This window comes from Enterococcus sp. 12F9_DIV0723, assembly GCF_002174375.1.
Lineage (GTDB): Bacteria > Bacillota > Bacilli > Lactobacillales > Enterococcaceae > Enterococcus_A > Enterococcus_A gilvus.
On record NZ_NIBK01000001.1, the window covers coordinates 1087702 to 1101468 of the forward strand.

The 13767-nt window shown below is 40.5% G+C and carries 11 protein-coding genes, 1 pseudogene and 1 riboswitch; of the genes and pseudogenes, 6 read left to right on the top strand and 6 right to left on the bottom strand.

What is annotated here, in order from left to right; all coding sequences use genetic code 11:
- The first annotated feature begins 42 nt into the window (after nt 1-42).
- A riboswitch (M-box (ykoK) riboswitch) is annotated at nt 43-212 on the top strand.
- Nucleotides 213-375: 163 nt separating this feature from the next.
- Nucleotides 376-819, top strand: a complete 444-nt coding sequence (locus tag A5868_RS05265; protein WP_086305672.1) for a GNAT family N-acetyltransferase — start codon at nt 376-378, stop codon at nt 817-819.
- A 198-nt stretch (nt 820-1017) separates the two neighbouring features.
- Nucleotides 1018-3672 (top strand): magnesium-translocating P-type ATPase, encoded by a 2655-nt coding sequence (mgtA, locus tag A5868_RS05270; RefSeq protein ID WP_086305771.1) that lies wholly within the window; start codon nt 1018-1020, stop codon nt 3670-3672.
- A gap of 120 nt (nt 3673-3792) precedes the next feature.
- Here mgtA and A5868_RS05275 read toward each other — a convergent pair.
- The 4 genes and pseudogenes from A5868_RS05275 to A5868_RS05290 all read right to left on the bottom strand — a co-directional run.
- Nucleotides 3793-5337: pseudogene (locus tag A5868_RS05275) on the bottom strand (IS1182 family transposase); the annotation flags it as partial.
- 153 nt (nt 5338-5490) lie between these two features.
- On the bottom strand, nt 5491-5952 hold the full coding sequence (locus A5868_RS05280; protein ID WP_086305673.1) for a GNAT family N-acetyltransferase: 462 nt from the start codon (nt 5950-5952) through the stop codon (nt 5491-5493).
- Nucleotides 5942-6397, bottom strand: coding sequence for a GNAT family N-acetyltransferase (locus A5868_RS05285; protein WP_086305674.1), 456 nt, complete (start codon nt 6395-6397; stop codon nt 5942-5944). Before A5868_RS05285 ends, A5868_RS05280 begins: the two co-directional genes overlap by 11 nt.
- Nucleotides 6398-6694: 297 nt before the next feature.
- A complete protein-coding gene (locus A5868_RS05290) occupies nt 6695-7762 on the bottom strand; it encodes an endonuclease/exonuclease/phosphatase family protein (protein WP_086305675.1) in 1068 nt (355 codons plus the stop codon).
- A 137-nt stretch (nt 7763-7899) separates the two neighbouring features.
- Here A5868_RS05290 and A5868_RS05295 point away from each other — a divergent pair, with 137 nt between their 5' ends.
- Entirely contained in the window at nt 7900-8481 is a 582-nt protein-coding gene (locus A5868_RS05295) for a GNAT family N-acetyltransferase (protein ID WP_010781311.1), read from the top strand.
- Between the two features lie 31 nt (nt 8482-8512).
- On the opposite strand, the gene A5868_RS05300 is transcribed toward A5868_RS05295, so the two are convergent.
- Together A5868_RS05300 and A5868_RS05305 are read right to left on the bottom strand one after the other, a co-directional pair.
- Entirely contained in the window at nt 8513-9034 is a 522-nt protein-coding gene (locus A5868_RS05300) for an LURP-one-related/scramblase family protein (RefSeq protein ID WP_086305676.1), read from the bottom strand.
- Nucleotides 9035-9059: 25 nt separating this feature from the next.
- Entirely contained in the window at nt 9060-9923 is an 864-nt protein-coding gene (locus tag A5868_RS05305; RefSeq protein WP_086305677.1) for a Cof-type HAD-IIB family hydrolase, read from the bottom strand.
- Between the two features lie 195 nt (nt 9924-10118).
- Here A5868_RS05305 and A5868_RS05310 point away from each other — a divergent pair, with 195 nt between their 5' ends.
- The 3 genes from A5868_RS05310 to A5868_RS05320 all read left to right on the top strand — a co-directional run bounded on the left by A5868_RS05310 (nt 10119) and on the right by A5868_RS05320 (nt 13763).
- Nucleotides 10119-10799, top strand: coding sequence for a uracil-DNA glycosylase (locus A5868_RS05310; protein ID WP_010781308.1), 681 nt, complete (start codon nt 10119-10121; stop codon nt 10797-10799).
- Nucleotides 10800-10960: 161 nt separating this feature from the next.
- Nucleotides 10961-11941: a phosphate acetyltransferase gene (gene pta / locus A5868_RS05315; protein WP_010781307.1), complete on the top strand. Its 981-nt coding sequence runs from the start codon at nt 10961-10963 to the stop codon at nt 11939-11941.
- 232 nt (nt 11942-12173) lie between these two features.
- Entirely contained in the window at nt 12174-13763 is a 1590-nt protein-coding gene (locus A5868_RS05320) for an alpha-glucoside-specific PTS transporter subunit IIBC (protein WP_086305678.1), read from the top strand.
- The last annotated feature ends 4 nt before the right edge of the window (nt 13764-13767 follow it).

The window sequence follows — 13767 nt, forward strand, 5'->3', positions numbered from 1 at the left end:
TGACAGATAATAAATAACTTGTTATATTGTGTTCGAAAATAAAATATGATTTGTTAGGTGAGGCTCCTATACAAACATAGGCTACTGCCCAAAAATGTCGAGAGACGCCAATGGGTAGAACAGGAACTGTCGAATACAAGGCTTTTCTTAAGGTAGCTAAGATGTTTGTCTTTACGTTGTATAGTGCCAAAACTCAACGATTAGATCGACTATAGGATTTTGTCTATTTAGGATGAATTTTGGTAAGGCTTTTCGCTGAGTTTTTTGAGCGGAAAGTCTTTTTTTGCGTAACGATCATAGCTATTTTCAAAAGAATAAAAAGGGGGAAATGAAAATGGTAAAACAGTATTCACATTAACTAGTTGGAACAGTGCATTGTATCGTGAAGCATTAGAGCTGAGGAACAAAGAATTGATGGCCAGCGCTGGAAAGCAGCGTTTGCTGACTGCACCCAAAGAGGAACGAAAGGATCTGCATTTGATAATCAAGCGACAGGAACAAGTAATCGGAACCTTATTGCTTCATCCCATTTCTGAAAAATGTGTGCAGGTGAAGCAAGTTGCAGTAGATTCTCGTTACCAAGGAGAAGGTCTAGGCAAGAATTTGCTTACTTACGCGGAACAAGTCGCAAAACGAGTCGGTTTTCGTTTTGTCTTTCTCACAGGTAGAGAACAGGCTTGGGGATTTTATGAAAAATTGGGTTATCAAGGACTATCACAAGAATATCAAGAAGGTCTGCTAAGAATGCGTGTGTATAAAAAAGATCTTCAATCACCACTAGAACAATTTATGAAAAGGGAGATGAAAACAAATGGATGACAGTAGTTCAATAAATAGGGGTTTATGGCAGAAAACTGGAGACAAAAAGACGCTATTGTCTATTTGTTTTTAACACCCATTTTCTCTGTAAACCCGACTATTGGAGGGATAATCATGAATACGTTAAAAGATATTGGGTTATATCTGTTTATCGGAATAGGATTATGGCGAATTTTTTTCGGGAATAAGGAGAAGAGTATGAAACAACAAAAAATCAAGCCAAATAAGACAAATTACAGTCTATTTGCAAAGAAAACACCACAAAGTTTATTTGAGACATTTGAGACCTCGTCACTAGGATTATTTGAAGATCAGATCGAGGATTCAAGAGAGGCATTCGGTGAAAACAGAATTCCACATAAGAAATCTACGCCTTTGATCGTAGAAGTATTGAAAGCATATATTACGCCGTTTACGTTAGTATTGATTGCGTTAGGACTTATTTCCTTTATTACAGAAGGCATCCTGCCGGAACCAGGAGAAAAGGATTTTTTCGGCAGCGGAATTATATTAGTGATGGTGCTCATCAGCGGAACGATGACCTTGATCCAATCAGTCCGTTCGAATAAGGCTGCTGAAAAATTAAAGTCATTAGTAAAGGTCACTGCGACTGTTCGCAGAAACAAACACTATAAGGAAATTCCGATGGAAGAAATTGTTTGCGGAGACTTGGTAAAACTTTCAGCAGGGGACATGATCCCAGCGGATATCCGATTGGTTTCTTCAAAGGACTTATTTATTTCTCAATCCGCACTGACCGGTGAAAGTTACCCTGTCGAGAAATGTGCCGGCAAAATAGAAACAAAACAAAATGCGGAGACTGGCTACGACAATCTTGTGTTTATGGGGAGCAACGTGATCAGCGGAAGTGCAGAAGGAATCGTGATAGCAACAGGAGCGAGGACGTTGTTCGGAGATGTGGCTGAATCGTTAGCAGCCACGCCGATTCAAACCAGTTTTGAGTTAGGCATTCGGAAGACATCATTTCTTTTTATCAAATTCATGGCATTAATGGCTCCGACAGTTATTGTGATCAACGGATTTACCAAAGGCGACTGGATGGAAGCATTCTTGTTCGGCCTATCCGTAGCAGTCGGCTTGACACCAGAAATGCTGCCGATGATCGTTACGACGAACTTAGTCAAGGGTGCTACCGGCATGGCTAAAAATGGAACCATCATTAAGAATTTGAATGCCATTCAAAACTTTGGTGCGATCGATGTGCTATGCACAGATAAAACAGGAACATTGACCCAGGACAAGATCATTCTGGAATACCATTTGGATTGTGACGGAGAAGAAGACAACCGGGTTCTGAAGCACGCTTATCTAAACAGCTATTATCAAACAGGCTTAAAAAATTTGATTGATGTTGCCATTATTGAGTCTACTGAACAAGAACTTGATACGAGTAAGATTCGCTATAAAAAGGTAGATGAGATTCCTTTTGATTTTCAGCGGCGTAGAATGAGTGTCGTAGTAGAAGACCAAGATGGAAAGACGCAAATGATCACTAAAGGAGCCATCGAAGAGATGCTCGAGATTTCTTCCTTCGTTGATTTTAAGGGAAGTGTTGCTACACTAACTGCTGAAATAAAACAACAAGTCTTAAATAAGGTCAATGAACTAAATGAAGACGGGTTGCGGGTCATCGGTGTGGCTCAAAAAACCAATCCGAGTGTCGTAGGGGAATTTTCTACTTCTGATGAATCTGAGATGGTGCTGATCGGATATTTAGCTTTTCTAGATCCGCCAAAAGAGACCACCAAGCAAGCACTTCACGCATTAAAAGAAAACGGCGTGAACGTGAAAGTTTTGACAGGCGACAATGCGTTAGTCACGCAATCGGTATGTAAGCAAGTTGGTTTAGGTGCAGAAACCATCATTCACGGGGAAGACCTGATTCATTTAAGCGACGATGAATTATCCGAAATCGCCGAAGACTACCATGTTTTCGTTAAATTGAATCCGCAGCAAAAACAACGGATCACGAGTTTGCTCCGAAAAAATGGCCATACGGTCGGATTTCTAGGAGATGGGATCAATGACGCACCTGCGATGAAAGCAGCGGATGTGGGAATATCGGTCGATACAGCGGTGGACATTGCCAAGGAATCTGCGGATGTGATCCTACTTGAGAAAGATTTGATGATTTTAGAGAAAGGGATTCTTTCAGGAAGAGAAACATTCGGGAACATCATGAAATACATCAAGGCTACAGCCAGTTCCAATTTTGGGAATATGTTTTCAGTATTGGTTGCGAGCTCGTTTCTGCCATTCTTACCAATGCTGCCTCTGCAAATTTTGTTTTTGAATCTCATTTATGATATTTCCTGTATATCTATTCCATGGGATAGAATGGACAAGGAATATTTAGAGAAACCGAAAAAATGGACAGCATCGAGTATTGGAAAGTTCATGATTTGGTTAGGACCTACCAGTTCTGTTTTTGATATCACAACTTACTTACTGATGTACTTCGTGATTTGCCCAGCTGTAGTTGGAGGAAGCTATCATTCCTTGTCTCCTGAACAGCAGGTCGCCTTTGTCGCTATTTTCCACGCAGGCTGGTTTGTTGAATCCCTTTGGTCTCAAACGCTAGTCTTGCATGCGTTGCGAACACCTTATATTCCATTTATCCAAAGCAGAGGGTCCTTCATCATGACTGCGATCACGACTTTGGGAATCGTAGTAGGAACGCTTTTGCCATTTACAGCGTTTGGTCAAAATTTGGGCTTAGGCATTTTACCTAATCAATATTGGCTTTGGTTAGTTATTACGATTTTAGCTTATTTATTGCTGGTTACCTTTGTAAAGAAAATATACATTCAACGGTATCAAGAGCTGCTATAAAAGAAGCAGAAGAGGCTGTGACATAAGTCGTAATCCTTAATCGAACAAAAATTGGCTTCCAGAAATCATTTAATGATTTCTGGAAGCCAATTTTTATGTACTCAAGGTGCCAAGCCGTTTCATTGCGGCTAACTTTCTCATATTTAATGCCATGATAAGGATACCCGTTTCCTTTTTCACCTTTTCTAGGCCTCGAACATGGTATCGAGTGAAATGCAAACAAGCCTTCATCCACCCAAAGACTGGTTCTACGTCAATTTTTCTTTGTGCGTAGATTTTTCCATTTTCAGGTTCTGAAAGCAAGGTGCGTTGTTTTGCTTTAAAGTATTCTAACGAAGGATTGACCTTAATGATGCGTGTATTGCCCCCTTGGGTCAACGCTTCTTGAATCACTTCTTTATTTTCCGTATATTTTTCTGCTTTGTACTCTTTGAAGTCTCGAACAAACCCATCGACTTTATCCGTATCTGTTCTATATGTATTGAAATTGAAACGAACTCCTTTGGGATCAATGTAATAATCCTCTTGTTCGTTATACGTCCAATTCATGACTTTTCGTTCGTCCGACTGCCATTTCTTACTTTGCTCTTTCAACATCGTAGAGTAAGGAATCAATGCGATATGATTCGGTAGTTCATCCTCAAGATACCGATAATTTTGTTCTGAGCCATATCCGGCATCCGCCACAATATACTTAGGAAGTCGACCCGCCCCGTTCATTTTTTCTATAAATGCTGGGAGGGTTTTCGTATCCGTTGGATTTTGATAGACATCATAATCTAAAATGAACTGGTTACTAGTGGCTACTTGAAGGTTGAACGAAGGCTTTAATCGCCCATTACGCATAGGATCTTCTTTGACACGCATAAAGGTGGCATCTGTATCTGTTTTTGAATAACTATTACGGGCACCACAAATAGCTAAGCGCTGTTGATACTCCGCCATTTTATCCCGACGTTCGCTTAGTTTTCGTTTTTGTGCTTTTAATTTACGGCGTTGTTGTTTGGCTGGATTTGGTGAAACCTTTCTGGTTTCAAGTACTTCTTGTTCCAATTCTTCTAACCGTAATTCCAACCTTGTAAGTACTTCATCCAACATATCTAATGTGAGTGAGGTTCCTTCAGGAACATGACTCGCTAAATGCGCCTCTTTGAGTTCAGACATCAAAGAGACGAGCTGTTCACGGTTCATTTTGTCATATTTGATTGTGCTCTTTTTCCAGACGAAACTATATTTATTGGCATCCGCGAGAAGCTTCGTCCCATCGATAAAAATTGAATGAGTAATCAATTGTTGCTCCCTAAGATAATGAATTAATGAATCAAGCCCCTTTTCGATCAATGCTTCTAATTCATTAGATACGCGGAAACGGGCAATGGTTCGGTAAGTCGGGATCTGTTCTTGCGTCAACCATCGAGCCGGTAGGCTCTCTTCAGCTAATTGCTCAATTTTCCGACTGCTAAATACACTCCGCGTATAAGCGAAAAGAACTAGTTTTAACATCGCGCTTAAATCATAATTCCGCGGTCGACCAAAAAGATAAGGCTCTTTGATTTCAAGGGATTCGACAAGTTCATTGATAAACCAAGCCGTGCTATCTTCTTTTGGAATGTAAGAAGTTGTGATATCTAAAGTGAGTTGATTCATGTTATAATTTGTATGCATGATTTTGATCCTTTCGGGGGTTGAATGATTTAGAGTACGAGCGTCATCTCGTACTCTTTTAGTTTACCCAAAAAAGCCAGTGAAATGAACGAATTCTCGTCATTTCACTGGCTTTTTACTTAGAGACTTATGTCACAGCCTCTTCTAATTTGTTTATTTAGATGATCTGTCGCGACTATCCGCACGTAGATAGACCATATCCACTAGGTGCACGCCGTGGTCGATAATGGGCTCATCGTAATTATCAGTAAAAAAGTTTTCTAAACGATGGGATTCACGAAACCCGCATTTTTTATAGAAATCGACCGTTGCTGGCACGTCGCCGGTTCCTACATACATCGTTTCATAGCGCCCCAGAAATTCATGGAATAGAAATTGGATCATTGCCTTGCCGTAGCCTTTTCCTTGATGAGTTGGATCGGTAGCAAGATTCTTTAGTTCGCATTCAGTCTCGCTTCGTTCGATCACGACGGCCTCACACTTCGGCTCCTCATCGTATAGAACAAACATTCTTCCGTCTTCAAGGTAACGATCGATCATATTTTCTTGTTCATCCGCTAGTAAAAGTAATTCAAGAAATCTTTTTTTATCCGTTTTTATTTCTTCAATTCTCATGTCCATCCTCCTCAAGATCATTCTTCAAATGCAGTATTGGATAGGGGTTCCCTTGACCATCTAGTGCTGATCGACTGTATACTTGAAATCCCATATGTGTGTAAAAGCCTAACCCTTGTCTGTTTTCCTCATTCACATCCACAGAACCCACATGAAAGGTGTCCAGCGCATATTGAAGCAATTTTTTTCCTATTCCTTGTCCTCTGTAGGAAGCATCGACAAACAGCATGTCTACTTTTTTGTTTTCAATTCCAATAAATCCGATGAGATTCGGGGCGTAATAGCCATAAAGGTGTTCGATTTCCAATAATGCATTTCTCACTTCAGGCTTTAAGGCATCGATTTCTTCTACGGTCAAAAAAGAGTGGGTCGCATGCACGGACGATTCCCAAATAGTCATTAAAGCAGGGAGCGCCTGCTTATTGACAGATTTAATTGTATTCATTTTACGTTCCTCCAATGTTTCGGAAAATTTCGTCACTTCAAATAAAGAGCAAAAGATTCGCTCTTAAATAAAAGGATGAAACATCGTTTATAGCTCCTTCAAACAATGTTTCATCTTTAGCAGCTTGTTTGCTTGAAGGAGCGTAATGGTGCGTATGCCAAAAATAAAGTGCCGCATGGATAACCGTCCTTTTTCTCTTTTGTCTTTTCTCCATCTTAACAAAGTGACGCGAAAAAAAAAATTCGATTTAAGGTTACGAAAAAGGCAAAAACTTAAAAAAAGTTTTTGCCTCTTTTTCTAGTTGAAACTAAAATCCAGATAGACCGGGTTGTGATCAGAATACTTGAAGTGCATATCCTTCACATGCACCTCTTTGACGTTGATATTATCAGAAACGAGAAAACCGTCAATCAAGGTCGTGTAGGTTTGTCCTTTTTTATAAGGCGCATTCAACGCTCTGGCAGAAGGTATTTTCTCTTCAGCCAGTGTACCGGTAGGAAGATGGAAACCTGCTGGAAGCTGATCTTTAGGAAATGGGTGTGTCCATGTTTCCCGTTTTTTGCTGGTACCGAACACGTCAGGACTGTTTCCTAAAACATCATGATTGTAATCACCAGCCACCAGCACATAGTTTCCTTTTTTATACTCATTTTCCATCACATCAAAAATTTTCTTTAATTGAGCTGCTTGGATGGAGCGGTCTTTTGTAAACGCGGAGAGGTGCGTATTGATAGCAACAAATTCCTGTCCTCCGTTGACTGGAATGCGACTAACGGTGAATGCACGATCTAAATCGAAAAATTTGTTGAAATTTTTTTCAATCGGTAATGAGTAACGCTTGCTGCTTGTAATTTCACCCTGACTCAAAGTTACTAAACCTGACTTTGCTTGACCGATTGGATCAGTGAAAGGATAGAACAGGTAAGAGGAATCATAGTTCTGACCGTAAAGACTATTATATGTCGGTAATCGATCCGTCAGAAAGGCCACCTCATCTACATGCTGGGAACGGTCTCCTTCTTGGTCGACCTCTTGGTAAAAGGCAAAGTTGGGTGCGATATCTTCTGTTGTAGTGACGATTCCTTGCATATTTTCTTCAACCGTCTCTTTGTCGTAAGCACGGGAATAGGCGCCGCCATCCATGAAGAAGCTATAGCTAGGCGGATACGCGCCATAACCAATATTATGGCTCATTGCCCGGTAAGTCTTATTTTTTTCTAGCGTCTGATTTTGGTGATTTTTGGGTTTTAAAGTGATATTATCTGGCAAACGATCGTAGCTGGCAAAGAGATAAATCAAATATCCGCCAAGAACAAGAACGATTGCTAAAAAAATCCCTAAGAGAATTTTCAAAAAAAGTTTCATTCTGTGCCTCCTAATCTATCATTCCAAGATATCATAGCAGACTTCTAACGGAACACAAAGTATCATACTTTCGAAAAATCTACACTCATGGTACACTGATATTGTGAGTTAAACGTTATTAAAAGAGAGGTTTTAAAATGATTCGATTTGCTAAAAAAGAAGATGGAACAGCAGTTGCTAAATTAATCCTAGTTATTTTAAAGGATATGGAGCTAGATTTTTTAGAAGAATTTGGAGAAGAAAAGGCGTTGGAAGTCATTGCTGCTTGCTTTGAAGATCCTACCTATCGCTTTGGATATGCGCGAGGACTGGTAGAAGAAATCGATGGCGAGATCGCCGGTGCAGTATTTGGATATCCTGCACGCAAAGAGCCGATCATTGACCTTCCGCTAAAGGATTATTTACGTTCGCAGGGGATCACTGAGGACATTCAAATGTTTATTGATCCTGAAGCGTTTCCGAATGAATGGTATTTAGATTCTATTGCTGTCGATGAAAAATTCCGCGGGCAAGGAATCGGTTCAAAACTACTTACAGCTGTGGATCGATTAGCGACACATGAAGGGGAGAAGATTATCGGACTGAACGTTGATCAATCGAACCCCAATGCCAAACGTTTGTATCTTCGAGATGGATTTAAAGACGTGGGTGAAGTGATGATCAGCGGTCATCGATATGATCATATGCAACGGAAAGTAAAAGCGTTCGATCGCGGATAAAAAATGAGCTGTGTCCATTGGACACAGCTCATTAATTTTGCGAAAAAGTTACTTCTAATGCTGTTTCAGGTTCTTTATGTTTGTTCCTATTATACAGCCAATAATCCATGATCGCAGCAACGCAAATACAAATAGGCGCATCTGCGGGGTCAATGACATCTAATGCATAATAATCACCAGTTAGAAGTGTGGCCTTGTCCATTCTCATAATTGGCTGGTTGAAGTGATTGATCTTATATTTATGGTTATAAATATCACCATAAACAGCCCAGTGAAGCTGCTGTATGTAATAAAAGTCTCCAGGCCAATGGAAAATTTTGTGAAGGACGCCCACACGTGTCTGCTCATAATAAATTTCAAACTTACGACCAAAAATGACGCTGGCTTGTTTGATATAGGCTACGATTTGACCGTCCATCGCATAGAGAGAAAGGACATTTCCTTTACGTCCCCAATGTCCTACCATCAAATACAGAGGCACACCTTTGTTATCTTTGACGATCGTTCGTGTCATAGAACTCAATAGTTTTTCTTGAATAAAAAATTCGGTCATGTTGCTTCACACCTTCTAATTTTTACTATTCAGAAAGGATTCGATCGATTGCTTTCGCTACACCATTTTCTTCATTCGTATCAGTCACATTGTTGGCGATTTTCTTAATTGCCGGTGCGGCATTGCCCATCGCAAAACTTGTTCCTGCATAAGTCAACATACTCACATCGTTAAAGTTGTCACCGAGGGCCATCACTTGGTCAGAGGTAAAACCACGCTCTTCAGCAAATTGTTTCAAAGCGATGCCTTTTTGAGCATTGACATGATTAATCTCAATATTCGTTAATTCAGAAGCAGCGATAGCAAGATCACCCATCTTTTCAAGTTTACCAGTCACTTCTTTTAACTGCTCTGGGCCATCTTTGTCAAAAGCGATGATTTTTAGTACTTCTTCTTTTTTATCGATCAAGGTTTGACGAATGTCTTTTACAAACGTGATCGGAGTCAAGGATAGATGGCGTGAAGAAGCTGCAATCGCCATTTTTTTTGACATTCCAGGCACTTTCCCTAAAATATGTTCGGAGAAAAATTCGATTCGCATCGGTTGATTGGAAGAATACACATGTTCAGCCGTGAAAATCTCATAATACAAGCCGGCGTCTTCAAGCATATCCATTACTTCAAATGTCTTTTTCTCGCCGATGGGAATGGTAAAGATCGTTTCTCTTTTGGCATTTACGACATGAGCACCATTTAGTAAAATCATCGGTACGTGAATGTTTGCTTCATCTAAAGAGATTTTCGCATGGCTCATTCCGCGTCCAGTTGCTGTAATAAATTCGATTCCTTGAGCTTGAGCTTTCTGAATGGCTTCGATATTCGCTGTTGGGACTTGCATTTGATCGTTCAACAGTGTACCGTCCATATCAGAGGCAATGAGTTTTATCAAAATTATTCACCTAGCTTTCCTATCATACAACGATAGTGTACCATAATCCTTGAGTGGATAACCATGTCGACTGCATTCTTTAAAAAGAATTCATTGAATAAAGAAGAAATTTGACGGAGATAAATCAGTCGTAAAAATGGACCGACGCCTTTCTTTTTTTCGTAGAAATAGGAATAATAAATAGGAGTGTATAGAATGAAAGAAATTATTCATAATGATTGGCAGCATGTATTAGCAGATCAATTCCAAGCGCCGTATTATTTAGAATTACGAGAATTTTTGAAGGATGAATATTCTACTCAGAGGATACATCCTGATATGTATCATATTTTCGAGGCTTTGGAATTAACCCCCTATGATCAAGTGAAAGTGGTGATCTTAGGACAAGACCCTTATCACGGCGCAGATCAGGCTCACGGCTTGTCTTTTTCCGTCCAACCAGGTGTGAAGATCCCGCCCTCTCTGCGTAATATTTATCAAGAATTGCAAAGTGATTTAGGGATTCCTCCTGTTCAACATGGGAATCTAGTTCGTTGGGCTGAGCAGGGAGTGCTGATGCTTAATACAGTATTAACCGTTCGTGAAGGTCAAGCGTATTCACATCGAGGAAAAGGGTGGGAACAATTAACAGATGCCATTATCGAACGATTAAATGAGCGGGAAAAGCCTATCGTATTTATTTTATGGGGAAAGCCAGCACAGGAAAAAATCAAAATGATCGACACGACAAAGCACGCGATCGTAAAATCGGTTCATCCTTCCCCTTTGTCTGCACATCGTGGATTCTTTGGTTCAAAGCCATTTTCAAAAGCGAATCAGTTTTTGGAGGGGTGGGGCGAACAGCCGATTGATTGGCAGTTGCCTGAAACAGTGTAGTATGACAACGGTTTCTGTTATAGGGACAGTTTGTGAAAAGGCTCTTAATTCATATTTACTAGATTTTAATTAGTGATACAGATGTTTTATTCTGTCCTTTTCTTTTCATGTGAATTGTTGTATTATTAATAAGAAAAAAATAATCTGGAGGTTTTTAACTCGTGGAACTATTTGACAGTCTTAAATTTAAAATTATTCGTCGCAACATTAAAGTGGCATTCCCAGAAGCAACAGATGCACGTATCTTAGGTGCTGCCTCTCGTTTGAAAGCAGAAGAATTAATCGAACCTGTATTGATTGGCAACCTAGCTGAAATTGAAAAAGCTGCGGGCGCACGTGGAATCGCTTTAAGCAACTTCACGATCATTGATCCTGATCACTTCGATCGCTGGGATGAAATGGTGGAATCTTTTGTTGAGCGTCGTAAAGGCAAAGTCAGCAAAGAAGATGCTGAAAAGATTCTTAAAGATGAAAATTACTTTGGCACGATGCTGACATACATGGGGATTACAGATGGTATGGTCTCTGGAGCGATCCATTCTACAGGAGATACTGTTCGTCCCGCCTTGCAAATCATTAAAACAAAACCAGGTGTCAGCCGTACAAGCGGAGCCTTCTTGATGGTTCGTGGTCGTGACCAAGAGAAATATTTGTTCTCTGACTGTGCGATCAATGTGAATCCAACTGCGCAAGAATTAGCAGAAATCGCTGTAGAATCAGCTAAGACTGCTGAATTATTTGACATTGAACCGAAAGTAGCAATGATGAGTTTCTCAACAAAAGGATCTGCTAAATCTCCTGAGGTTGAAAAAGTAGCGGAAGCCACAACAATTGCTCAAGAATTAGCACCAGAATTTCTAATTGACGGCGAATTACAGTTTGATGCAGCGTATATTCCAGGTGTGGCACAATTGAAAGCGCCAGAATCACAAGTAGCTGGACAAGCAACTGTTTTCGTATTCCCAGAATTACAATCAGGAAATATCGGTTATAAGATCGCTCAGCGTTTCGGTGGGTTTGAAGCAATCGGTCCTGTCTTACAAGGATTGAACAAACCAGTGTCCGATTTATCACGTGGCTGTAACGAAGAAGATGTTTACAAACTTTCAATCATCACAGCAGCGCAATCTTTAATGAACTAAAGAGTGCTTTATGAAGGCTAAAAGCAAGAATTCGCATGTTACGGCGAGTTCTTGCTTTTTTTGTGCAGGTAACTATTTTCGGCTGGGAAATTTCCCACGCGAAGACACCTGGTGACAAGGGCGGAACCTAATTCCCCAAAAGGATCGATCGTATTGTAAACGTTTTATTATGCCTGTATAGTCAAATTTGTAAACAGGAAAAATAATTATTGGAAGGAGATGTGTTTTTGTCATGATGGAAAAGATTCAGCGCTTTGGAGGGGCGATGTTCACCCCGGTGCTCTTATTTTCATTTTCGGGAATCATGGTAGCTCTTTGTATCATTTTCAAAAATCCGATGCTTGTCGGCAGTATTGCTGCTGAGGGAACCACATGGTATGCAATCTGGAGCATCGTTGAAAATGGTGCTTGGACGGTCTTTAATCAGATGGAATTGCTGTTCGTTATTGGACTATCTATCGGGTTAGCTAAAAAAGCAAATGCGCGTGCAGCGATGGAAGCATTTGTTGTTTATACCACGTGTAACTATTTCATTTCATCTATGCTTGAGTATTTCGGCGACTTTTTCGGTGTGAACTTTGCAGCAGACCCAGGAGGAGAAAGCGGGTTGAAGCTGATCGGCGGAATTAAAACCTTGGATACCGGAATTATTGGGGCGATATTCATATCAGCTATTGTTGTCTTTTTACACAACCGTTACTTTGACACAAAATTACCCGATTTTCTAGGAATCTTTCAAGGCTCATCCTTTATCGTTATTTTAGGATTCTTCGCGATGCTGCCGATTGCCTTTCTCATTTGTTTGATCTGGCCGAAAGTCCAGCAAGGGATTGGTTCATTACAAGGCTTTCTAGCTAGTGCCGGAATCTTTGGTGTTTGGCTCTATACGTTTTTAGAACGAATACTCATTCCTACGGGGCTGCATCATTTTATTTATACACCTTTTGTGTATGGTCCGGCTGTTGTGGAAGAGGGGATCACCAAATATTGGATGGGTCATTTGCAGGAATTTGCGCAAACAACGACACCATTAAAGCAATTATTCCCAGAGGGCGGTTTCGCCTTGCACGGCAATTCTAAAATATTTGCTTCACCAGGAATCGCCGCAGCGTTTTATTTTACCGCAAAACCTGAAAATAAGAAAAAGGTATTGGCCATTTTGATACCAGCAACACTAACAGCCGTCTTGGCAGGAATTACTGAACCTTTGGAATTTACTTTCCTATTTGTTTCACCCCCATTATTCGCGGTTCATTCTCTTTTAGCAGCGACAATGGCTGCGACGATGTATGGATTTGGTGTTGTGGGAGACATGGGTGGAGGCTTCATCGACTTATTAGCTAAAGTCTGGATTCCATTGTTCCAGAATCATAAAGGGATGATTTTCACTCAGTTAATTATCGGTCTTGCGTTTGTCCTGATTTACTTTTTCGTTTTCCGCTTTTTGATTCTACGTTTTAACCTCGCGACCCCAGGGCGTGAAGAAAAGACACAAGACGTTAAGTTGTATTCGAAAAAAGATTACAAAGAAAAACAAGGTGGCAGCGTACCTGTATTAGAAGGTGCGAATCAATATACAGAGCAGGCGGCGGTTTATTTAGATGGATTTGGCGGAGCAGAGAATATCGCCAAGGTCAACAACTGTGCGACGCGCTTGCGGATCACTGTGAAGGATCAAAAGCTCGTCCAAGCGGATGATGTTTTTCGATCGGGTGGCGCTCATGGCGTCGTTCGTAACGGCAATGCCTTTCAGGTGATCGTCGGCCTAGATGTGCCACAAGTTAGAGAACAATTTGAAACACTGATGGATGCAGAAAATTAATAAA